This is a genomic window from Corallococcus macrosporus DSM 14697 (assembly GCF_002305895.1).
GTDB classification, from domain to species: domain Bacteria; phylum Myxococcota; class Myxococcia; order Myxococcales; family Myxococcaceae; genus Myxococcus; species Myxococcus macrosporus.
Genome location: NZ_CP022203.1, coordinates 322,093 through 342,490, shown reverse-complemented (window position 1 = coordinate 342,490; position 20,398 = coordinate 322,093). Strand labels below are relative to the sequence as shown.

Annotated in this window: 22 protein-coding genes; 9 read left to right on the top strand and 13 right to left on the bottom strand. The window is 71.0% G+C overall.

The genetic code is table 11. The annotated features are described in order from the left end of the window. From MYMAC_RS01455 to MYMAC_RS01425, 7 genes are all read right to left on the bottom strand, one after another. On the bottom strand, nucleotides 1-369 hold the full coding sequence (locus tag MYMAC_RS01455; RefSeq protein WP_095956757.1) for a response regulator: 369 nt from the start codon (nucleotides 367-369) through the stop codon (nucleotides 1-3). After that, the gene (locus tag MYMAC_RS01450; RefSeq protein WP_095956756.1) at nucleotides 366-2,003 is read right to left on the bottom strand and encodes an ATP-binding protein; all 1,638 of its coding nucleotides are present in this window, start codon (nucleotides 2,001-2,003) and stop codon (nucleotides 366-368) included. The genes MYMAC_RS01455 and MYMAC_RS01450 overlap by 4 nt, the downstream gene beginning before the upstream one ends. Then, nucleotides 2,000-2,467, bottom strand: coding sequence for a response regulator (locus tag MYMAC_RS01445; protein ID WP_013936557.1), 468 nt, complete (start codon nucleotides 2,465-2,467; stop codon nucleotides 2,000-2,002). The genes MYMAC_RS01450 and MYMAC_RS01445 overlap by 4 nt, the downstream gene beginning before the upstream one ends. Next, nucleotides 2,464-3,144: an ATP-binding protein gene (locus tag MYMAC_RS01440; RefSeq protein WP_157757423.1), complete on the bottom strand. Its 681-nt coding sequence runs from the start codon at nucleotides 3,142-3,144 to the stop codon at nucleotides 2,464-2,466. Before MYMAC_RS01440 ends, MYMAC_RS01445 begins: the two co-directional genes overlap by 4 nt. Before the next feature lie 111 nt (nucleotides 3,145-3,255). Next, on the bottom strand, nucleotides 3,256-3,867 hold the full coding sequence (locus MYMAC_RS01435) for a DUF2378 family protein (protein ID WP_013936559.1): 612 nt from the start codon (nucleotides 3,865-3,867) through the stop codon (nucleotides 3,256-3,258). Between the two features lie 211 nt (nucleotides 3,868-4,078). Continuing rightward, nucleotides 4,079-5,239, bottom strand: coding sequence for a pyridoxal-phosphate-dependent aminotransferase family protein (locus tag MYMAC_RS01430; RefSeq protein WP_095956754.1), 1,161 nt, complete (start codon nucleotides 5,237-5,239; stop codon nucleotides 4,079-4,081). 210 nt (nucleotides 5,240-5,449) lie between these two features. Further along, complete coding sequence (locus tag MYMAC_RS01425; RefSeq protein WP_095956753.1) at nucleotides 5,450-6,745, bottom strand: M20/M25/M40 family metallo-hydrolase; 1,296 nt, start codon at nucleotides 6,743-6,745, stop codon at nucleotides 5,450-5,452. Nucleotides 6,746-7,227: 482 nt separating this feature from the next. On the opposite strand from MYMAC_RS01425, the gene MYMAC_RS01420 reads away from it, so the two are divergent. Continuing rightward, complete coding sequence (locus MYMAC_RS01420) at nucleotides 7,228-8,175, top strand: ATP-grasp domain-containing protein (RefSeq protein WP_095956752.1); 948 nt, start codon at nucleotides 7,228-7,230, stop codon at nucleotides 8,173-8,175. Between the two features lie 6 nt (nucleotides 8,176-8,181). Here the strand turns inward: MYMAC_RS01420 and MYMAC_RS01415 are convergent, their stop codons facing one another. Next, nucleotides 8,182-9,546: a glycosyltransferase family 39 protein gene (locus MYMAC_RS01415; protein WP_095956751.1), complete on the bottom strand. Its 1,365-nt coding sequence runs from the start codon at nucleotides 9,544-9,546 to the stop codon at nucleotides 8,182-8,184. Between the two features lie 211 nt (nucleotides 9,547-9,757). On the opposite strand from MYMAC_RS01415, the gene MYMAC_RS36570 reads away from it, so the two are divergent. Genes MYMAC_RS36570 through MYMAC_RS01385 form a run of 7 tightly spaced genes read left to right on the top strand, consistent with a single transcriptional unit; the run spans nucleotide 9,758 to nucleotide 15,146 of the window. Next, a complete protein-coding gene (locus tag MYMAC_RS36570; RefSeq protein ID WP_157757422.1) occupies nucleotides 9,758-9,898 on the top strand; it encodes a hypothetical protein in 141 nt (46 codons plus the stop codon). 2 nt (nucleotides 9,899-9,900) lie between these two features. Continuing rightward, the gene (locus MYMAC_RS01410) at nucleotides 9,901-11,232 is read left to right on the top strand and encodes a hypothetical protein (protein WP_095956750.1); all 1,332 of its coding nucleotides are present in this window, start codon (nucleotides 9,901-9,903) and stop codon (nucleotides 11,230-11,232) included. Nucleotides 11,233-11,253: 21 nt separating this feature from the next. After that, nucleotides 11,254-11,721, top strand: coding sequence for a DUF4150 domain-containing protein (locus MYMAC_RS01405; RefSeq protein WP_095956749.1), 468 nt, complete (start codon nucleotides 11,254-11,256; stop codon nucleotides 11,719-11,721). 24 nt (nucleotides 11,722-11,745) lie between these two features. After that, complete coding sequence (locus tag MYMAC_RS01400) at nucleotides 11,746-12,633, top strand: AHH domain-containing protein (RefSeq protein ID WP_095956748.1); 888 nt, start codon at nucleotides 11,746-11,748, stop codon at nucleotides 12,631-12,633. A gap of 6 nt (nucleotides 12,634-12,639) precedes the next feature. Continuing rightward, entirely contained in the window at nucleotides 12,640-13,209 is a 570-nt protein-coding gene (locus MYMAC_RS01395) for an imm11 family protein (protein ID WP_043709604.1), read from the top strand. A gap of 27 nt (nucleotides 13,210-13,236) precedes the next feature. Continuing rightward, nucleotides 13,237-14,049: an Imm49 family immunity protein gene (locus tag MYMAC_RS01390; RefSeq protein ID WP_095956747.1), complete on the top strand. Its 813-nt coding sequence runs from the start codon at nucleotides 13,237-13,239 to the stop codon at nucleotides 14,047-14,049. Further along, a complete protein-coding gene (locus MYMAC_RS01385) occupies nucleotides 14,046-15,146 on the top strand; it encodes a hypothetical protein (RefSeq protein ID WP_095956746.1) in 1,101 nt (366 codons plus the stop codon). Before MYMAC_RS01390 ends, MYMAC_RS01385 begins: the two co-directional genes overlap by 4 nt. Nucleotides 15,147-15,169: 23 nt before the next feature. Here the strand turns inward: MYMAC_RS01385 and MYMAC_RS01380 are convergent, their stop codons facing one another. Genes MYMAC_RS01380 through MYMAC_RS01365 form a run of 4 tightly spaced genes read right to left on the bottom strand, consistent with a single transcriptional unit; the run spans nucleotide 15,170 to nucleotide 18,536 of the window. Next, nucleotides 15,170-16,381 carry an MlaD family protein gene (locus MYMAC_RS01380; RefSeq protein ID WP_095956745.1) on the bottom strand — a complete coding sequence of 404 codons (1,212 nt, stop codon included), beginning with the start codon at nucleotides 16,379-16,381 and terminating at the stop codon, nucleotides 15,170-15,172. Then, complete coding sequence (locus tag MYMAC_RS01375; protein ID WP_095956744.1) at nucleotides 16,378-17,196, bottom strand: ABC transporter ATP-binding protein; 819 nt, start codon at nucleotides 17,194-17,196, stop codon at nucleotides 16,378-16,380. Before MYMAC_RS01375 ends, MYMAC_RS01380 begins: the two co-directional genes overlap by 4 nt. 6 nt (nucleotides 17,197-17,202) lie before the next feature. Then, entirely contained in the window at nucleotides 17,203-18,036 is an 834-nt protein-coding gene (locus MYMAC_RS01370; protein WP_095956743.1) for an MlaE family ABC transporter permease, read from the bottom strand. Then, a complete protein-coding gene (locus MYMAC_RS01365; protein WP_204817317.1) occupies nucleotides 18,033-18,536 on the bottom strand; it encodes a hypothetical protein in 504 nt (167 codons plus the stop codon). The genes MYMAC_RS01370 and MYMAC_RS01365 overlap by 4 nt, the downstream gene beginning before the upstream one ends. 291 nt (nucleotides 18,537-18,827) lie before the next feature. On the opposite strand from MYMAC_RS01365, the gene MYMAC_RS01360 reads away from it, so the two are divergent. Next, nucleotides 18,828-19,217 (top strand): hypothetical protein, encoded by a 390-nt coding sequence (locus MYMAC_RS01360; RefSeq protein ID WP_013936576.1) that lies wholly within the window; start codon nucleotides 18,828-18,830, stop codon nucleotides 19,215-19,217. Between the two features lies 1 nt (nucleotide 19,218). Here MYMAC_RS01360 and recF read toward each other — a convergent pair whose 3' ends face one another. Then, entirely contained in the window at nucleotides 19,219-20,361 is a 1,143-nt protein-coding gene (recF, locus tag MYMAC_RS01355) for a DNA replication/repair protein RecF (protein WP_095956741.1), read from the bottom strand. Nucleotides 20,362-20,398: the final 37 nt, after the last annotated feature.

The following is a 20,398-nucleotide window of genomic DNA, read 5'->3' as shown; positions in this document are numbered from 1 at the left end:
CTACAGCGTCAGGTGGCGGCCGACGGCGTCCAGCAGCGTCTCCACGTCCACGGGTTTGCGCAGGTGTCCGCAGGCGCCGATTTCATCGGCGACCTGGCGCGCGTTGGCGGACGCGGAGAAGACGAGCACCGGGATGTCGCGCCAGGCCTGCACCTGCCGCATGGCCCGGGCGAAGGCACCGCCGTCCATGACGGGCATCATCATGTCCAGGAGGACGAGCCCCGGCAGCTCCGCCGCGGCCCCCAGCACCTCCAGGGCATGCTTGCCGTTGCTGGCCCCCAGCACCGTATAGCCCGCGTCCCGAAGCACCTCCTCCAGGGCTTCGCGCAGGTCCGCGTCGTCATCCACCACCAGCAACGGCCGGCTCACTCACGCCTCTCCTTTTCCAACGGCAAGTCCAGGGTGAAGCGCGCTCCACCCCCTTCGCGAGGCCCTGCCCAGGCCCGGCCCCCGTGCGCCTCCGCGGAGCGCCGGACCAGGTACAGGCCCAGGCCCAGGCCCCCGTAGGAGCGGGAGCTTACCGCCCGCCCGAAGCGCTCGAAGATGTGCTTCACCTGGTCCTCGGTGATTCCAATCCCTCTGTCATCCACTTGAACCCGGCCCATGCGCCCCACGCGCGTCACCGCCACCTCCACCGGGTGTCCCGGCGCGAACTTCAGCGCGTTGGACACCAGCGCCGCCACCGCCTGCTCCACCCGCAGCCGGTCCCAGCGGCCCCACAGGCCGGCTTCGCACGTCAGGCGCACCGGGCTGCCCGCCGCCGCCGCCTCCGCGCCGTAGCGCTCCACCACCTCCGACACCAGCTCCGCCAGCTCGAAACGCTCCAGGGACAACACCACGTCCCCGGCGCCCAGCCGGGACACGTCCAGCAGGCCCTCCACCAGCGTGCCCAGCCGCAGCACCTGGCGCATGCTCCGCTCCAGCCGCGTCTCCACCTCGGGCGGCATCGCCCCCAGGCGCTCGCGGGTGGCGGGGCTCAGCAGCGAGCCGAGCTGCAGGCGCAGCGTCGTCAAGGGCGTGCGCAGCTCGTGCGCGGCCACGACGAGGAACTCGTCGCGCAGCCGCACCGCGTCCTGCACCTCGCGCAGCAGGCGGGCGTTCTCCAGGGACAGGCCCGCCCGGCGCGCCAGCTCCTGCGCCAGCGACAGGTCCACCGGCCCCAGGGTGCGCGCGCCCTGCGTGGCCAGCGACAGCACGCCCAGCAGGCCGGAGCGGCCTCGCAGCGGCACGCTCAGCGCCGAACGGAGCCCCAGCGCGTCCAACGCCCGCTGGTGCTCCGGGCTGGAGGTGACGGACACCCGGGCCGCTTGGAGGTCCACCACCAGCTCCGGCTCGGCGGTGGACAGCACGCGCAGTGGCCCGGCCTCCACGGCGGACGTGAGCGGGAAGCGCCGGTCCATCTCCCAGAGGTGGGACCGGATGGCCTCGTCCCGGTGCGCCACCGCGCTGATGCGCAGGCCGCCGCGCCGCTCCTCGTGCAGGAAGATGACGCACAGGTCCGCCACCCGGGGCACCGGCACCCAGGCCAGCCGCGACAGGCGCTCCTCCAAATCCAGCGGCTCGACGAGCACCTCGCTGGCCTGCGCCAGCAGCCCGCGGTCCAGCTCCGCCCGGGCGCGCTCCCGGCGGGCCCGCGCCTCCGCCAGCTCCCGCTCCACCGCCGCGGCCAGCCGCGTCAGCCGGCCCTTGGCGAAGTAGTCCCGCGCCCCCGCCTTCATCGCCTCCACGGCCTCGTCTTCACCAATGCTGCCGGACACGACGATGACGGGGATGTCCAGCCCCGTCGCCTTCAGCACCTTCAGCACCTCCAGCGCGGTGAAGCGCGGCATGCAGAAGTCGGAGAGGATGATGTCCCAGTCCTGCTCCACGAGCGCCGCCCGCAGCGACTCCGCGGACTGCACCCGGCGGGTCTCCGGCAGGAAGCCGGCGCGGCGCAGCTCGCGCAGCATGAGCACTTCGTCGTCCGGGTTGTCCTCCACCACCAGCACCCGCACCGGCCTCATCCCCGTGCTCCGGGGAAGGGCTCCACGGGCGCGCCGTGGTCCAGCGCCAGCCAGTACAAGCCGAGCTGGCGCGCGGCCTCCACGAACTCCGTGTAGCTCACCGGCTTGCGCACGTAGCTGTTGGCGCCGCCGCCGTAGCCCCGCACCACGTCCTCCTCCTCCACCGACGAGGAGAGGATGACCACCGGCAACAGCCGCGTGCGCGGGTCCGCGCGGATGTGGCGCAGCACCTCATGTCCGTCCAGCCGGGGCAGCTTCAGGTCCAGCAGCACCACCGCGGGCGGCGGCTGGCCCGCGCGCGCCGCGTGGCCCGCTCGGCAGAACAGGTAGTCGAGCGCCTCGACCCCGTCCGTCACCACGTCCACCCGCCGCGACACACCGGCCCGCTTGAAGGCCCGCAGCGTGAGGTCCACGTCGTCCGGGTTGTCCTCAACCAACAGGATGGGCCGCTCGCCGCCGCTCATGGCTGCGCGACCTCCAGCGCGAAACAGGACGCGGCCCCGACGCCCGGCGCCGCCTCCACGGAGAGGTCGCCGCCGTGGCGATGAATGATGCGCTGCACTGTCGCCAGGCCTATCCCCGTGCCGGGGAACTCCCCCACCTGATGCAACCGCTGGAAGGGGGTGAAGAGCTTTCCCGCGTACGCCATGTCGAACCCCACGCCGTTGTCCCGCACACAGTAACGGGGACGCCCCACACCCGAGGTGACGAAAAACGCGATGTGGCCGCCCGAGCGCTGGCTGGTGAACTTCCAGGCGTTGCCGAGCAGGTTTTCCAGGACGACACGCAGCAGGCGCGCGTCGCCGCGCGTCGTCATTCCCGGGGCGATGTCGAACGTGGTGTCCCGGCCCGGCTCGGCGCGCGCCAGCTCGGCGGCGACCTCGCGGGCCAGCGCGCTCAGGAACACGGGCTCACCGGTGAGCAGGAAGCCGCGCACGCCCGTCTCGCGGTCCACGAGCAACTGGCGCACCCGCACCGCGTCCGCGAGCACGGCGTCCGAGCTGGCGGCCGCGCTGTTCGCGGCGAGCAGCGCGCTCACCTGCCAGAAGAGCAGCCCGGCGAGCAGCAGCGCCAGGGCGGCCGGCAGGGCCATGGAGCGCAGCAGCAGGCGCCGGTACCGCTGAGGGTCGGAGTCGGCCAATGCGAAGGTCCCCGGAACGACGCGGTGGGCACCTCCCATCATGCGCACGGGCCATGCGGCGCCGCCGATGCCCCCAGACCCCAGCCACCCGCGCGCCGGGCGCTCGCCGGCCTACTTCCAGGACAGCTCGTATTCGCTGTCGAGCAGCCCCACCTGGCGGCCCTGGACCCGCACCTCGCGCGCGCCCACCGCCTCCAGCACGCCGTGCAGCACGCCCTCGTGGTACGCGGCGGGCATGAAGTCGCGCCGCATGATGAAGCGGGCGCTCGTCTCCCCCGTCCACACCGGGTAGCGCTCCCCGTACGTCACCGCCTCGAGGTAGGCCTCCCCCAGCGACTGCAACAGCAGCCGCGGCTTGCCGCTGGCCGTGCGCATCAGCTCCCGCCCGAAGACGGACGCCACGAAGTCCACCGTGGCCTGCGTCCCCATGCGGCGCAGCACGCCCTCGAAGCCATCCAGTTGGGGGGCCAGCAGCCGCGCCGCCGTGGACGACATCCGGAGGAACCGGGTGATGGGGTACATGTGGAGGAGGTTGATTTCCCAGATGCCGGCCACGCCCTTGCAGCGGGCCACGGCGCCCTCTCCCCCCAGGAAACCCACCACGTCCAGCGTGCCCTGGAAGAACATCCCACGCGCCATGTCGTCGTCGGTGGCCGCCAGACGCCGAAGCTCCAGCTCCCAGGCCGCGCCACCACCGGCGTTCGATTCGTAACCCGCGTACATGCTCATCTCCCCGAGGGGCCCTCACAGGGCGCCCGGGGAACACACCGCCACCTCACTTCGCGGATGCTTCCGGGCTCCCAGGATTCCCCCCACTTCCGGGAAGCCAACAGTCGCATATTTTTCCGATACTGTCGAATCAAACCCGGTTCGCCCCGCGGGACGAGAGGAGCATCCGCCAGCCAACGGATGGGGCGGACGCCGGGGCGCGGGTTCAGCCCGCGATCAGGGACGCCTGCGCGGCGGCCACGGCGGCGCCGGGCTCCGAGCGGTGGCCCGCGGCGAGGAGCGCGCGCTCCAGGGCGCCCACCGTGGATAGGACGTCCGCGGGCCCCACGCGGTTCATGTGGCCCACGCGGAAGTAGCGCGCCTTGAGGTCCGGGTGGAGGCCCCCGGCCACGACGACGCCCTGCCCCTTCACCCCCCCCACCAGCGCCGCGTCCACGCCGTCCGGGTAGTACACGGCGCTCAGCGTGTTGGCGGCCACGGCGGCGGAGGTGGGCAGCAGGCGCAGGCCCATGGCCTTCCACGCCGCGCGGAAGGCCCGCGCCATGCGCTGGTGCCGGGCGAAGCGGGCGTCCAGGCCCTCGGCCAGAATCTGCCCCAGGCTCACGTCCAGCGCGGCCACCAGGTTCACCGGCGGGGTGGCGAAGTAGGCCGGCTTGCCCGCCTCGTACGCCTCCATGATGGGCAGCCACTCCGCGAAGTCCGCGTAGACGCTGCCCACCGGCGCCTTGCGCTGGCGCCAGGCCTCCATGGCGCGCGGCCCCACCGTGAGCAGCGCCAGCCCCGGCGGCACGCCCACCGCCTTCTGGCTGGCGGTGAGGTACACGTCCGCCTCCCACGCGTCCTGGCGGAAGGTCTCCGCCGCGGTGGCGCACACGCCGTCCACCACCGACAGCACCCCGTGCTTGCGCGCGGCCCGCACCAGCGCCTCCGCGGGCGCGAGCACGCCGGTGGAGGTGTCCACGTGGGTGACGGACAGCACCTTGAAGCCGCCCTGGGCCAGGTGCGTCTCCACCGCGTCCAGGGAGGGCACGTCCCCTGGCGGGGCGCGCACGTGCGTCACCCGGGCGCCGTGGCGCTCGAGGATTTTCGCCATCCGGTCGCTGAAATAGCCGGTGTTCACCACCAGGGCCGCGTCCCCGGGCTCCACCAGGTTGGCCACCGCCAGCTCCATGGCCAGCGTGCCGGAGCCGGACACCACGAAGGGCTGCGCGGAGGGCGCCAGGCTGATGTCGCGCAGCCGCTTCAGGGCCCGGCCGAAGACGGCGATGAAGGCGGGGTCCGTGTGGCTGAGGGTGGGCGCGCCCAGGGCCTGGAGCACCTCGGGCTCGAACTCCACCGGCCCCGGAATCATCAGCAAGTCTCTCACGGCGTCACCACTCCTCTCGCGCGGACCGGCGCGGACGGAGGTGCCCGCGGCCCGGTCCGACTGTGGCGGCCCCCGGCCGCGCTGTCCACGCACATATGCTCCGGGCGAGTGTCCAGAGCTCGCTGTCCGGAAATGTCGGGACATTCGTGGCGCGAAAACCCCCGACATTTCCAAACAGCGCGCCGCGGCCCGCCGCCCGGGACCTCCTCCTCAGAGGCGGACGAGCAGCTCGCGGAGGATGGCGAAGCCCTGCCGGAAGTCCTCCAGCCGGGCCTGCTCGTTGGGGGCGTGGTAGTACTGCATGTCCCCGAAGCCGGTAATCTGGACGTCGCAGCCCTGGCGTTGCAGGTCCCTCACCAGCGGCAGCGAGCCGGTGAGCGAGAAGGGCGTGGGCGCCACGCCGCGCACCACCTGCATGGCCTCCTTGAGCGCGCGCAGGCCCTCCGAGTCCAGCCGGCAGGCGATGCCCTCGGTGCCCGTGCCCTGGAAGCGGAAGGCCAGCTCGCCGCGCTTGCCGCCCGCCGTGCGGGTGCGGGGGAAGTGCGCGGGGGCGTCATCGCGCGCCAGGCGGGCGTCGAGCGCCGCCATGAAGTCCGTCACCGCCTGCTGCACCTCCGCCAGGTCGTAGAAGGGCGTGAGGCGGATGTCGCCGCGCAGGACGACGTCGGCGGGCACCTTCGTCTCCTTGGTATTGGGCGCCTCCACCACGGTGGCCTTGAGGCTGGAGGGCGACAGGAAGCCCCAGCGCTGCTCGTCCTCGGTGGGCGGGAAGCGCGCGTGGAAGAAGCGGGCCAGCTCCAGCGAGGCGGCCATGCCCAGCTCCAGCGCGTTGACGCAGTTCTGCGGCATGCCGGAGTGGCCGCCCACGCCCGTCACCTTCAGCTCCCACAGCGACACGCCCGCGGTGCCCAGGGTGGGGCCGAAGTTGGCGCTGTCCAGCCAGTACACCGGCTGGCCGTCGAGTGGCTTGAGGTGGCCCTGCTCGGCCACGTAGTTGAGGCCCAGGCCCGGCAGCTCCGAGGACTCCTCGTTGGAGATGAGCACCACCTTGAGCGTGCGGCTGGGGCGCACCTTGCGCTCGGCGAGCTGGGCCAGCAGGTCCGTGAGCACGGCGACGTGCCCCAGGCAGTCGGTGACGCCGCGCCCGTAGAGCACGCCGCCGGGGCCCTGCCACAGCGTGAAGGGGTCACGCGCCCAGCCCTCCGCCTTCTGGTCGGCGGGGACCACGTCGAAGTGCGCGCCGACGAAGCCGATGGCGCCCTCCCCCTCGCCCGGCACGGTGAGCACCAGGCACGGGCGCGCCGCCTGGCCCGGGCCGGCCACGGACTCCGCCTGGATGAAGCCGCTCTCGATGTACGGCGCCAGCGTGTCCAGCACCACCTGCGCGGCGAGCCGCTCCTCGGGCACCAGCCCGGCGCCAGGGTTGTTCTGCAGCTTGGGGGTCAGGGCGATGAGCCGCCGGAGCACGTCAAGGAAGCGGTCCTCACGCAGGGCAAGAGCTTTCATGAAACGGATTGGAGCCCAGGCGCCCGGTGGAAGTCACCGGAAACGAACAGGCGCCGTGGCAGGAGCACGCACCGGCGAGGGCGCAGCGTGGAGCGGTGGACGAAACGGTCCGAGATTCCCCCGTCGGCGCCGACGCAGGCCTGCCCCGCATTGACGCGGCGTCCCGGGCCTGGGAGCGCCCCCTGGTGCGGCGACATGCCCGTCCACATCTTGGAGGCACCATGCCAGAGAACGCTCCGCCCAGACCGCCGCCCGCGCTGTTCATCCAGGACTGGGGCCCCACGCCCCCTGAGCCGAGTCGGGAAGAGACAGGTCAGGTGACCACGATGCAGGTTGGGGAAGAGACGGGCGACGGCGGCGAGCTCCAACGTTAGCGCCCTCCTTGGACCACCGCTGGTGACCACGCTGCAGGCCGACGAAGAGACGGGCGGCGGTGGTGAGCCCCGACGTTGGCGCGTCCCCTCGGACCACCGTTGGAGATGATGCCCGTGACACGAACAGGCGCGGTGGTGCTGCTGGGCGCGCGTGACGACGCCCATGTCCAGGAGGTCGCGCGCCGGCTTCGCGCCGAGACCGTGGACACGGTGGTGGTGGACACACGGGCCTTTCCCGAACGGACGCGGCTGTCGCTCACGGAGACGCTGGACGGCATCGTCGTGGACGGGCGCGAGGTGGGGCGCCCCGCGGCCGTATATGTGCGCGGCCTGCACGGCCATCCGCTGGCCTTCGGGGTGGACGCCCGGGAGCACATGGACGCGGACTGGCGCACCACGCTCACCGCGTTCCGCGAGAAGAGCGCGCTGCTGTCGGGCCTGCTCGGACGCTGGGAGCGGATGGGCGTGCCGCTCTACAACCCGCCGTCCTCGGATTGGAGTCTGCACAAGCCCGCGCAGCTCGCCGCGCTCCAGGCCGCGGGGCTCCCGGTGCCCCGGACGCTCTGGACGAACGACGCGGAGGCGGTGCGCCGCTTCGCGCGGGAAGGACGCACCGTCTACAAGCCCGTCACCGGCGGCGCGGCGACGCGGGAGCTGCGTGAAGCCGACCTCGCGGATGAACGACTCGCGGCGCTGGCCGCCGCGCCCGTCACCTTCCAGGAGCTGCTGCCGGGGGAGAACCTGCGCGTGTACGTGCTGGACGGCGAAGTCATCGCGAGCCTGCGCATCACCTCGCCGTCGCTGGACTTCCGGCAGCGGGAAGCCGTCATCGAGCCGGTGACGCCGCCACCCGAGCTGACCCGCGACTGCGTGAAGGCCTGCGAGGTGCTGGGCCTGCGCTGGACGGGGATGGACCTGAAGCGGGACGCGGACGGCGTGCCGCGCTTCCTGGAGCTGAACGGCTCGGCGATGTTCCTGGGCTTCGACGCGCGCGGCGGGACGGACGTGGCGGGGCACCTGACGCGCGCGCTGGTGAGGCACGCGCGCGGCGGGTAGCGCCGCTCAGCGTCGGCCGAGGAACTGCGGGTCGGACCAGTCCCAGAGCCGCTCCGGGTGCGTATCCACGTCGAGCGGGAGGCTGTTCCACCGGTACACCGCGCGCGAGCTGGCGCCGTGGATGTGGAGCACGAGGCTCAGCACGGCGAGCACCGTGAAGGTGGCCGTCAGGCCGCGGCGGGCCTCGGGGCCCTTCCACTGGAGCGCGCGCACCACGGGGACGAGGAAGAAGACGAGGTACGGCACCATGTCCGAGAAGAAGCGCGGACCATACGAGTGCCCCGCCCACCAATGCGGGAAGGTGGAGATGGCGGCCCAGTGCAGCACCACCACCGTCACCAGCGCGGCATGCAGCCGGGTGAAGGTCCGGGCGCGCAGGTCCATCCACAGGCCCCAGGCGCTCATGAGGAGCACGGGGGTGAAGACGAGCAGCCCGCGCGCGGGGGACACGAGGTTGCCGGCGAGGGCCTCGGCCACGCGCGAGGCGGACAACTCCAGGCGCTGCGGTTCGTAGTACGGCGCCAGGAAGGAGCCGTAGTGGACGAGGTTCACCGTCACCCACGGGATGGCCACGACGAGCGCGCCCGCGAAGAACTTCCAGGCCTGACGGGGCCAGGTCCACAGCACGTAGAGCGACAGCACCAGCACGGAGAGGCTGTTGGTGGGCCGCATGACGTAGGCGAGCGCCAGGGGGAGGCCGGCCCAGGCCGCGTGACGTGGCGCCTCGCGCGCGCGGACGAGGCAGAGGAGCACCCAGGTGAGGCACAACAGCGAGGGGCCGTGTTGCCACAGTGCGCGGCTGGCGGTGGAGAGCAGCGGCGTGCAGAAGACGAAGAGCGCGGCGAGCAGGAGCGCGCGCTGGCGGGACAGGTGCAGCGCGGTGCCCAGCACGAACATGACGACGCCCGCGAGCGCGACCAGCGCGGAGGCGAAGAGGCGCTGCGGGCCGTTCCACGCATCCAGGTCGACGCTGCCGGTGGCGTCGTAGATGTGGCGCCAGTGCGCCAGGGCGGGATGCAGATTGCCCGCTGGCGTGGCGAGGCGCACGAAGCCATCCACCAGCACCACCATGGGCACGGCGGCCAGGGAGGGCCCCAGGGGGAAGTAGTTGTAGAGGTGGCCGTCGCGCTCGTAGAGGCCGTGGCGGTACGACGCGAAGGTGGGCGCGTATTCGTCCAGGTCGATGTTCCCCTCACGCAGCAACGACAGCGTGGTGGGGAGCGTCAGCTTGGAGTCGAAGGGGGTGTAGACGGGGAACGCCGCCAGGGCCGCGAAGAAGCCCACGAAGAGCAGCACCCGCCCCGCCCAGAGGCGAGACGCGGAGCGCGCGGGCGTGGAGGCCAGAGGGGGAGAGACGGCGGGAGAGCGCATGGCGGCGGGCCCACCTCGCGCGCTCCGGCAGCGGCGCGGTGGAGGGCCGCCGTCTTAGTGCCTGGAGCGCATGAAGGCCAGCGGCTGGCCCCCGCGACCCCGAACAGAATCCCCGGCCTTTCCTACACGAGGGCCGCTCGACAGGGAGTGAGGCGACAGGCACACTTCTTCGGGACGAGCAGCCAGGGGGGGCGCCCCTTCGGAGAGAGGTGTGAGGCAAACCCTCATCGAAACCCGCGCGGAATCCACGCCGGACCTCTGGCGTATCCCGTGGAAGCTGAGTGGCCGGACGGTCCGGCTGGCGGGCGACAACGCCCGGTCCACCCACGAGCACGCGAAGGACCGCGGCTGATCATGTGGGCCTTCCGTCCGGACCCGAGCCCCCGATGGGACCTCCTGGAGGAGGCGTTCGACGAAGCGCGCTATCAGTGGCAGCAGCGCGCGTTCTTCTTCCAGTCGGCGACGCTCCTGCCTGGACAGGTCGCGGAGCTTCACGAAGAGCGGCTGCGCGCCTTCGTCGACATGCTGGCGCACGGCTCCTCGCGGGTGGCCGAAAGGCTGCTGCTCCCCAGCCTCCAGGAAGATGACCGGGAGCGCGTGGGCGTGGCGGCCATGGCCCTGCTTACGAGCGAAGCGCCTCAAGGCCTGACAGCGGTGCTGAAGGAGCTGCGGGAAGGCGCGCCAGAGCGACAGGTCTGGGTGGCCGAAGCCGTGTCGCTCAGTGAACGACCGGGGCTGGCCAGCGCGCTCGTCTCGCTGCTCGGCCCCAAAGGGCCGCCTGAGGTCCAGGCGGCGGCGATGGAGTCCCTGCGCCTCCAAGGGCAACCTCCCGGAGGTGACTTGCTGACGCGGGCGCTGGCCCATCCAGCGCACGTGGTCCGGCTGGCGGCGCTGCGAGCGGCGCGACGCTGGCCACAAGACGCGGAAACAGGGCTCGTGCGGCAGGGGGTTGCGTCAGGTGCGCCCGAGCTCCGCGCGGCGGCGTTGGAGGCAGGGCTGGTCCAGGCGCAGCGCCCGGTCTGGGGGGCCTGTCAGGCGGCGGCGGAGGCTCCGGATGCGATGGGCCGTACCGCGCGGCTGCTGCTCGCGCTGGGAGGAGATGATGAGGACATCTCCCGACTGGTGAAGCGCCTGGACACACCGGCCCTGAGGGCCGACGTCCTGTGGGCGCTGGGCTTCTCCGGACGGCCCGCAGCCGCCGAGGCCTGCATCCCGTGGCTGGAGGACCCGGTGCTGGGAGGCCGGGCCGCGGAGGCGTTCTGCGCCATCACCGGGCTGGTGCTGAAGGACGACCTGCTCCGGGAGCGCGAGGCGGAGGACGACCCACTGTCCCCCTTGGAGGAGGACCTCCGCACGCCCCTGACGCCCGGACCCGACGATGCGCTCCCGCTTGCCCGCACCGCCGCGGTGGAGCGCTGGTGGAGCGAGGCGCGCAAGCACCTCCGGCCGGAGTCACGCGTCCTCGGCGGCCGGCTCTTCACGGCCACGAGCCTCGTTGAGGCACTGGAGACGCTGCCCATGCGACGCCGGCCTCCGCTGGCGCTGGAGCTGGCCATCCGCACCGGAGGCCAATACGCGGTAGAGCATCACGGATGGTTGCATGTGCAACGCCGGCAGGCAGCGGAGGCTCGAGGCTGGAGCGGTGGAGCCTCCTTGAGGCCCTTCGCGACCTGGATGAGCCGCTGAGCAACGGACGGGAGGCTGGAGATGGGCAACACCGTTGGCGTGAACAAGATGTCCGTGGTGACGAAGGGCAGCAACGGCACCACGGTGGCCTTCCCCGACGTGTGCAAGACGCCCAGCCCGGCGGGGCCCGTCCCCATTCCCTATCCCAATGTCGCGCGCTCGGCGGACACGGCGCAGGGCAGCAGCACCGTGTCCGTGGAGGGCAATCCCGCGTGCCTGAAGGACTCGAACTTCAGCACGAGCACCGGAGATGAAGCCGGCACGGCCGGTGGCGGCGTGGCCTCCGGGAAGACGAAGGGCAAGGCGGAGTTCGTCAACTACTCCTTCGACGTGAAGTTCGAAGGGAAGAACGTGGCGCGGGCCTTCGACTTGATGCTGCACAACGACAAGAACACGCCGCCCTTTCCACTCATCCAGCCTCCCGTGGTGGCGGTGGGGAAAGAAGCGGGTGAGCCGTGCTGCCTCATCTGCAAGGAGAAGGTGGAGTAGCAAGGCACGGCACGGAGGAGCGCCATGGGGAAGAGCACCGACGAACACGTCATCAACCCAGACGGCACCTGCCCTCACGTGGTGGTGAAGGAGAACACCGAGGGTGGCGCGTGCCTGACGGGGCATGACTCCAGCCTCGACCCCAGCACCTGCTCATACCGCTGGCAGGCGCTCACGGAGTCGAAGCAGAACCGGACGGCGCTCTACAACAAGACCCCCACCGCGGGAGCCCGGCAGAAGCCCGCCCCCATGGGGCTGCTGGCCACGTCGGCGTACCTGAGCAACCGGGGGAACCTTTATCCAGGACAGTATGGCGCGGTCATCCGTCTGCCGGAGCCGGGCGACTGGCACCTGGACGGCCCCACCCGCGACAACATGGAGGATGCCGCGGGCAGGCCCATTCCCCGTGGACAGAACTTCTCGAAGCATACGTGGCCGTACTGGCACAACTCGCACCACTTGATTCCCAAGGGGCTCTTCAATGAGACCATCGCGGAGATTGAAGATGCTGACTGCCAGACGTTGATTCGACTGGCGCTCCTGCGCGCCGGCTACAACATCAACCACCACATCAACGTCATCATCCTGCCCCAGGACCTGGAGGTCGCCCGTGTCCTGGGACTCCCCCGGCACCTCATCCTGGAAGATGGCTCCTGGATGGTTGAGGGCAGTCCCAAGTTCGACCATCTGGGCTACAACTGGAACGTCCAGGACAGGCTTGAGCCCATCATCAACCGCTACGCGAAAGCCTGCGACGCGGAACTCCGCAAGAACTGCGACACGTCAGAATTCAAGCTCTCCAAAGAGGAACTCGAGAAGCTCTCAAGAACCTGCTACCGCAGTGTCACGTCATTCGGAAAAACAAACCCCGGCGAACCTATTTCCGACATGCCCAAGCTCCCTCGCCGCTAGAACGCCATGGACTACTTCAGTCTCACCCGAGGCCCCACCGTTGACCGCAGCCTCTGCATGCTCGAGCGCGAGCCCAAGGGCTTGAGGATGTTCAGCCACCGCCTCGCAGAGGGCTACCCCATGGGGGACAAATATCCCCCAGATGCAGTGTGGCAGATGAGCAGCAAGTATGGTGGAGGCAAGCTGGCCTCGCTCATTGCCTCTCACTATGTCGTGGTGGAGCGAGCCCTGAAGGAAGTCTTCGAGCGCACCGGAGTCCCCATGGAGTGCCTCAACTTCACCCTGCTCGACCACAAGGGGCAGGTCGCCAGCCGGGACTACTTCATCATCAACCCTCTGGGTACCTTCGACTGCCTGCATCTCGAAAAAAGCGACATCGAGTATTCCAAAGAGATGCCAGGAGAAATCATTGGCATCGACAACCACGTCCTCTCCACGGAGAAGCTCCGCTCGGCGCCGGACTTCTTCCGCATCAAGGAGGACCCCTACGTCTACGTCCTGAGCCACAAGCTGGTGGACGAACTGCAACAGCTCAACCCCACCAACGTCTACCTCACCAGGCTGGAACAGGCCTGAGCTGCTCCGACGAACGCCCGCCCCGCCATGGTGCGAACGCCCCTGCCCCTCATCGAGAAGAACAGCCTCCTCCAGCTCCAAATGGTCCTGCCGAGAGTCCTCACCCGGCAAGTCACCCAGGCCCAGATGATGAGCGTCTGCGCCCTCTACCGGCGCATGGGCATCGCCCAGCTCTTCCTCTCCGGCCTGCCAGACGGCCTCTTCGAGGAGCTCTCCCGCTCGGCGCGCGCCTTCCTCTTCTTCCTCCAGGGCGCTGACGACTCCACCAAGACGACGAGCCGCTCCGAGCCCTACTTCGATGCCATCGCCTGCGGAGACACCGAGGCAGAGCGTGAGATTGCCCAGCACTCCCGCGCCACCTGGAACCCGGGCGAGGAATACGAGGACGACTTCCTCTACGTCCGCATCCTCATGGAGCGCTTCACCCTCGCGGCCCCCACCGCCCGGCTCGACGCGGCCATGAGCCGCTACGAGGGCCTGCCGACAGCACGCGACGACGCGCGGCTCCCACTCTGTCAGGCGCTCGTCGCCGCGGACGCCCAGCGCTTCGAGGAGGGCCTGAGCCTCCTGCTGGACGTCCGCACCCGCGAGCTGCGCAAGCGAATCGAAGCCGAGCGCCTCTCCCCTGACGACGCCGCCACCACGGCCCACCTCTCCGTGGAGGTCCTCGCGCTGCTGCGGCTGGCCGGGCGCGCGCGCCTGCCCACCGAGCAGCACTACCCGCTGGCCCCCTCCGTGGCCCGCCGCCTCGACCGCGCCCGGCTGCCGCCTCCAGCGTCCTGGCGGCAGCGCGTCACCTCCATCCACGGCGCGACGGACGTCCCAGGGAGGAATCCGTGAAGCTCGCTGTCACGGGGCTCGGGCTCGTCACCTCCGTGGGGCATGGCGTCGTGGGGACCTGCACCGCGCTGCGCGCGGGCCTCTCCCAGCCCAGGCCCCTCCCGGCCTTCACCGTCGAGGACGAGCCGGGCGAAGCCGTCCCCGTCACCGGCTTTCCCGCCGCACCCTTCGCGGATGGGTTCTACCAGACGGGTGCCTGGGTGCGGCTGGCGTCAGGCGCCTTCGACGACCTCCGCGACGCCGCCGCGATGCCTTCCTCCACGGACGCCCGCTTCTGGCACCGCACCGGGCTCATCGCCCTGGCGCCGCTCATCGACGAGGCGCGGTTCGGCTGGTCGCTCCAGACGCTGCCCGGTGCGCTCGAGACATTCTACCTGCACCCCCTCGTGTCCCTCATGGACGTCCCCCTCAGAGAGGACACGACGCGGGCGCTCGCGCTGGGGCACTGCGGCCTGGCGGCGGCGCTCCAACAGGCGGAGGCCATGCTGACCTCCAGGGATGTCGACCGGGTGCTCGTGCTGGCCGCGGACTCCTACGTGGACCCGGAGAGCCTCGCGTGGCTCGCCCACCACCGGCGGCTCAAGTCTCCCCAGCGGCAGGTGGGCCTCATGCCGGGTGAAGCCGGAGCCGCCATCCTGGTGGAGCGTCCCGTAACGGCCCGCGAGCGGGGCAGCGCATCGGCCGTGCAGGTGGATGCCGTGGCGCTGAGCGGCCTACCAGCCGTGGGCGCGACGCTCGCTCAGGTTGGACGCGCGCTCGCGGAGTCCATCCAGCGCGTCCTCCCCGCGGCCACGCAGCGCTTCCAGGGAGACCTCTACCTCGACCTCAACGGAGAAGCCTGGAGGGCGCAGGCCTGGGGCCATGCCCAGGTGCTGCTCGCCGAGCAGTTGGACCCTTCACGCTGCCGCGTCCTGCATCTCGCGAGTTCGCTGGGAGAGACGGGCACGGCCTCCGCGCCGGTGTCGCTCGCGGCGGCGGCCTGGGGATTCTTCAGGGGCCATGCGAGCGGCGAGCGCACGTTGCTGGGCTCGCTCTCGGATGCGGGGCAACCCGCCGCCATCCTCCTGACACGCGGTGAAGGCAGGCGCGCGGACTGAACCGCGAGCGCTCCCCCCCAGCGTCACTTCGATGGGGACGTAGCTCCTTCCATCCCAGAGGGAGCCGCCTGCGCCGGAGCCGCGGCGGGCGCCTCGGAGCGCGGCGCCCCGCCCTCCACCTTGCCCACCTGGTCCAGGTCCTCCCGGTTGCTCAGCGAGAAGCGCACCAGCGCCCGGAGGATGCGGTTGCGCTTCACGTTGCCGAGCACCTCCCGCAGGTCCTCGTACACCGTCGGGTCGCTGATGAGCCCGCCCACGGTGCCGTCGCCCTTGGCCACCGTCGCCGTAATCTGCTTCAGGTCCGCCGCCGCCGCGCCCAGGTCCGCGAACATGCCACTCGCGTCGCCGTACACCAACTGGTGCACCGCCCCGTTGGGGCTCTTCTTCGCGTCCTCGATGAGCCCCGCGAGCTGCCCCGCCGCCGAGCCCAGCTCCGTCAGCGCCTTCGCGCCATCCTGGCCGTAGATGAGCGCGTGCGCCGTGCCGTCCCCCGCGCGCACCTCGCGCAGAATCCCCTCCAGCTCCCCCACCGCGCCATCCACCCGCGCCGCCGCGTTGGACGCGTTGGCCAGCAGGCCCCGCACCTCGCGGCCGGCCTCCTTGTCGTAGATGAGCGCGTGCAGCACGCCGTCGCCCTTCTCCACCTCCTCCAGCAGCGCCCGCAGCGCCGCCACGCCGCGCGTGACGTCCTCGGCCATCTCCGGGTTGGCGTACGTCTCCACCGCCGCCCGCAGCGACTTGCTGATGGCCACCGAGTTCTCCATCACCTGCGAGGCCCCGTTGAGCAGCGCCCCCAGGTCTCCGCTCGAGGAGGACTTCAGCACCCCACCCGGCTCCACCAGCGGCGCCGTGGGGCTGCCCAGGGAGATGTCCACGGCCTTGTCCCCCAGCACCCCCATGCTGGAGAGCTGCGCCACCGAGTCCTGCCGCACGCGGTCCGTGTAGCGGGTGGACACCTGGAACTGGACCTCCAGCCGCGGGTCCTTCGGGTCCGGCGAGAAGACGATGCCCGTCACCCGCCCCACGTTGAGGCCGCCGAGCCAGACAGGCGACTCGTCACTCAGGCCCTGCACGTTGCTGAAGTAGGCGCGGTACGTCGTCTTGCGCTGGAAGAGGCGCGACTGCTGCCCGATGACCATGACGACCACCAGGGCCACCGCCAGGCCGATGGCGACGAAGAGCCCCGCGCGAAGGGCCAGGCGGCGCTCCGTCCCAGCGGGAGAGAACGGGCTCATCGCGTGCCCTCCGGATAGAGCTCCACGCGGCGCGCGTCCAGGAAGGCCCGCACCTCCGGCACGGTGGAGCGCAGCATCTCCCGCGGCGTGCCCACCTGCACGATTCTCCGATTGGCCAGCATGGCGATGCGGTCTCCCACGGTGAACGCGCTCACCATGTCGTGAGTCACGACGATGGAGGTACAACCCAGCCGCGTCTTCATCGAGTTGATCAACACGTTGATGGACTGCGTGGTGACGGGGTCCAGGCCCGTGGTGGGCTCGTCCCAGAGGATGACTTCCGGCTCGGTGGCGATGGCGCGCGCCAGCCCCACCCGCTTGCGCATGCCGCCCGACAGGTCCGACGGCATCAGGTGCTCGGTGTCGGGCAGGTCCACCAGCGTCAGCTTCTCCGCCACGCGCGCGCGCACCTGGTCGGCGGGCATGTCCGGGAAGTGCTCGCGCAGCGGATAGGCCACGTTCTCCCCCACGTTGAGCGAGTCGAAGAGCGCCGCGCCCTGGAACACCATGGCCACGTGGCGGCGCACCGGGATGAACGCCTCCTCCGAGAAGCGCGTCAAATCATGCCCCTGGAAGAGGATGCGGCCGGTGTCCGGCGTCAGCAGGCCGATGAGGCACTTGAGCAGCACGCTCTTGCCCGTGCCCGAGCCGCCCATCACCACCAGCGTCTCCCCCGCGCGCACGTCCAAATCCATGTCGTCGTAGACGCGCTTGGCGCCGAACGCCTTGGTCAGGTGCTCGAAGGAGATGAGCTGCTCGCCCGGCCGGGGCGGCTGGAACTGGAACTCAGCAGGTGTCTGGGACGAGGAGCGCATGGCGCGTCACAGGACCAGCGTGAGCTGGGTGATGAAGAAGTCGGCCAGGCACACGGACACGGACGTGGTCGCCACCGTCTGGGTGGTGGCGCGGCCCACGCCCTCCGTGCCGCCCTCCACGGTGAGCCCGCGGAAGCAGCCCACCAGGCCGACGATGAGCCCGAACACCGCGCCCTTGAACACGCCGGAGGCGAAGTCCTGCATCAGCACCGCGTCCAGCGCGCCCTGGAAGAAGAGGTTCAGGGTAATGGCGTACTGGACGTTCACCACCAGCGCGCCCGCCACCAGCCCCACCACGTCCGCGAACACGGTGAGCACCGGCAGCACAATCAGGCACGCCAGCACCCGGGGCACCACCAGCTTGCGCAGCGGGTCCGCGCCCAGCGCGCGGATGGCGTCCACCTGCTCCGTCACCGTCATGGCGCCCAGCTCCGCGGCGATGCCGCTGCCGATGCGCGCGCCCACGGTGAGCGCGGTGAGCACCGGCGCCAGCTCGCGGAACAGCGTGAGGATGACCACGCGGCCCACGGTGTACTGCACGCCGAAGCGCGCCAGGAAGTAGCCGAACTGCAATGAGATGACGAGCCCCGCGAACATCGCGGTGAGCAGCGCGATGGGCAGCGAGCGCACGCCCAGCGACTCCGTGTGGTACACGAGCCCCCGCCAGTCATAGGGCGGACGCACCGCGCGGCTGAACACCTGCCCCGTCATCCGCGACAGCGCGCCCAGCGACTCCAGCCGCTCCTTCAGGCGGTCCATCAGGCTCGGCGCTCCGGAGGCCGCCTCCAAGCCAGCCTCCGAGCCCACCTCCGAGCCCACCTCGGGCTGCCGCGTCGTCATCCCTTGCGCTCCAGGTGGAAGCCGGCCAGCAGCGCGTCGAAGTCCGCCATGCGCGCGTCCGCGAGCCCCGGCGGTGACACGTAGGTGAAGTCGAACACGCAGTTGTCCTTCTTCAACACCACGAGCTCCAAGCGCACGGGCACGCCGTCCATCCTCGCCAGGTAGCGGCTGCGCAGGGCCTCGCGGCCGTCCATGGGGATGCGCTGTTCGGCCAGCGCCTGCCGGTCCGTGAAGCCCGCCAGCAGGTGCCGGGTGAGCACCTCCAGCGACGGGTCGTCATGTCCCTTGCACGTGGCGTTGACGGAGAGCGCGCGGCCGGTGCCCTCCTCGGCGAAGGCGAGGTCGTTGTCCTCCAGCCACACCTGCTTCCAATACGCGGGGAGCGTGCCGATGCGGTAGCGCACGGCGGGCTTGGAGAGGACCGAATCCTCGAACGTCGTCCGGTGACAGCCCAGCAGGGGCATGACCACCAGCAGGCACAGCAACGTCATCCGCGGCATGGCACCGTTCTTCGTGGCTCTCTTCCGGCCCTGCGCCCGAGTCATGCGTCACAAGTGGCGCACCTGCAAGGAATTCCACGCCGCGCGGTAGGGGGGAAACGTCCACTGTCACACCTCTGAGTCCCCCCGGGCGCGTCACATTCCCGCCATGCGGGAGGCGCCGTCCGTCCGCCACGGCACCAGCCGGTTCACGCGGGCATCCCTCCGTGGGCAGTCCCCAGCCACACCGCACGGCCCCAGCTTTGTCCCGACACACGCACGCCGCCCGGCATCAAGGACAAGGAGGAACCCATGGACGGAGGACTCGCGATATTCGGCCTCGGCCTCTTCCTGCTGGGAATCGCCAACCTGTACACGCGGCACAGCTACTGGCTGGCCGTCCCCGTTCTGCTCCTGTCGGTGGTGTCCATGGGGCTGGCCTTCAGCGAATCCAAGCGGCTGCGCGAGGTGTCGCTGGGCATCGGCGCCGCGCTGCTGGTGCTCACCATCATCGCGCTCGCCGTGGGAACGCCGTGGTGGCTGCCCGTCGCCACCTTCCTCTTCGCCGTGGCGTATGGCGTGCTCTGGGCGGAGTACCGCTTCCCCTTCTTCCAGCACGTGGCACCGGGCGACGAGCCGCACCACGCGGCGCGGCGCTTCCACATCCACTGGCCCTGGCACCGCCGGCGCGTGACGCCGTGACTCAGGGGGCGGGGGGCGGCCCGGCGTCCGCGCGCACCGCCACCTGTCCGCCGTGCACGTCCAGCCACAGCGTGTCGTCCGCCGCCGCGCCCCGCACCAGCGAGCCGTCCGTCGTGGTGAGCACCACCTGCGCGCCGCTCCTGGCCAGGTAGCCCATGAGGTACGCGTTGCGCTCGGGGTCCAGCTCGCTCGACACGTCGTCCAGCAGCAAGAGCGGCAGGAAGCCCATGGCGGCCTCCAGGTTCTCGATTTCGGCAATCTTCCAGCCGAGCACCAGCGCCCGCTGCTGTCCCTGGCTCGCGTAGGCCCGCGCGCTGCGGCCACCCAGCGTCACCGACACGTCGTCCGCGTGCGGCCCCACGGAGGTGAAGCCCCGCTCCGTGTCCCGGCGCAGCCGCGCGGAGAGGCCCTCGCGCAGCATGGCGGCCAGCGCCGCCTCATCCGCCGCGGCGAAGTCCCCCTCCAGGTGCGCGGGACGGTAGCCATAGTTCGCGGGGTCCACCGTGCGGCCAATGGAGGCGAAGGTCGCCTGGGCCCTGGGCGCCAGCTCCGCCATCAGCGCGCGCCGCCGCGAGTAGATGCGCGCGCCAGCCTTCGCCAGCGTCTCGTCGTAGGCCTCCAGGTACGCCGCGTCCACGGCGTGGCCTTCGCGCAGCAGGCGGTTGCGGTTCTTCAGGGCCCGCGCGTACTCGCGGCTCTCGCGCAGGAAGGCGGGGAAGCGGTTGAACACCGCCCGGTCCAGGAAGCCGCGCCGCGAGTCCGGCCCGCCCTTCACCACCTCCAAATCATCCGGCGTGAAGGCCACCACGGACACGCCGCCGAAGTAGTCCTCCAGGCTGGCGGCCTTCTTCCCATCCACGAAGGCCTGGCGCGTGCCGCCACCCACCTCCACGGCGATTTCGCGCTCGGCGCCCTTGAGGAGGAAGCGCCCCGTCACCCGCGCGCCCTGCGAGCCCCAGCGAACGAGCTCCGACAGGCGCCCGGCGCGCAGGGGCTTGAGCGTGGCCAGGAAGTAGAGGGCCTCCAGCAGGTTCGTCTTGCCCTGCCCGTTCTGCCCCACCGCGATGGTGGCGTGGGCGCTGGGCGAAAGCTGGACCTGGGGGAGGTTGCGGAAGTCGTGGACGTGAAGCGCGAGGAGGCGCACGGCCCCCTCCGTATAACCTCTCCGCCCTTTGGGCGGG

Excerpts from the sequence above, each read along its gene's own strand:
- MYMAC_RS01450 (WP_095956756.1), bottom strand. The coding sequence starts at position 2,003 with ATGAGGCCGGTGCGGGTGCTGGTGGTGGAGGACAACCCGGACGACGAA.
- MYMAC_RS01445 (WP_013936557.1), bottom strand. The coding sequence starts at position 2,467 with ATGAGCGGCGGCGAGCGGCCCATCCTGTTGGTTGAGGACAACCCGGAC.
- MYMAC_RS01435 (WP_013936559.1), bottom strand. The coding sequence starts at position 3,867 with ATGTACGCGGGTTACGAATCGAACGCCGGTGGTGGCGCGGCCTGGGAG.
- MYMAC_RS01425 (WP_095956753.1), bottom strand. The coding sequence starts at position 6,745 with ATGAAAGCTCTTGCCCTGCGTGAGGACCGCTTCCTTGACGTGCTCCGG.
- MYMAC_RS01420 (WP_095956752.1), top strand. The coding sequence starts at position 7,228 with ATGCCCGTGACACGAACAGGCGCGGTGGTGCTGCTGGGCGCGCGTGAC.
- MYMAC_RS01415 (WP_095956751.1), bottom strand. The coding sequence starts at position 9,546 with ATGCGCTCTCCCGCCGTCTCTCCCCCTCTGGCCTCCACGCCCGCGCGC.
- MYMAC_RS01410 (WP_095956750.1), top strand. The coding sequence starts at position 9,901 with ATGTGGGCCTTCCGTCCGGACCCGAGCCCCCGATGGGACCTCCTGGAG.
- MYMAC_RS01405 (WP_095956749.1), top strand. The coding sequence starts at position 11,254 with ATGGGCAACACCGTTGGCGTGAACAAGATGTCCGTGGTGACGAAGGGC.
- MYMAC_RS01400 (WP_095956748.1), top strand. The coding sequence starts at position 11,746 with ATGGGGAAGAGCACCGACGAACACGTCATCAACCCAGACGGCACCTGC.
- MYMAC_RS01395 (WP_043709604.1), top strand. The coding sequence starts at position 12,640 with ATGGACTACTTCAGTCTCACCCGAGGCCCCACCGTTGACCGCAGCCTC.
- MYMAC_RS01390 (WP_095956747.1), top strand. The coding sequence starts at position 13,237 with ATGGTGCGAACGCCCCTGCCCCTCATCGAGAAGAACAGCCTCCTCCAG.
- MYMAC_RS01380 (WP_095956745.1), bottom strand. The coding sequence starts at position 16,381 with ATGAGCCCGTTCTCTCCCGCTGGGACGGAGCGCCGCCTGGCCCTTCGC.
- MYMAC_RS01375 (WP_095956744.1), bottom strand. The coding sequence starts at position 17,196 with ATGCGCTCCTCGTCCCAGACACCTGCTGAGTTCCAGTTCCAGCCGCCC.
- MYMAC_RS01370 (WP_095956743.1), bottom strand. The coding sequence starts at position 18,036 with ATGACGACGCGGCAGCCCGAGGTGGGCTCGGAGGTGGGCTCGGAGGCT.
- MYMAC_RS01365 (WP_204817317.1), bottom strand. The coding sequence starts at position 18,536 with ATGCCGCGGATGACGTTGCTGTGCCTGCTGGTGGTCATGCCCCTGCTG.
- MYMAC_RS01360 (WP_013936576.1), top strand. The coding sequence starts at position 18,828 with ATGGACGGAGGACTCGCGATATTCGGCCTCGGCCTCTTCCTGCTGGGA.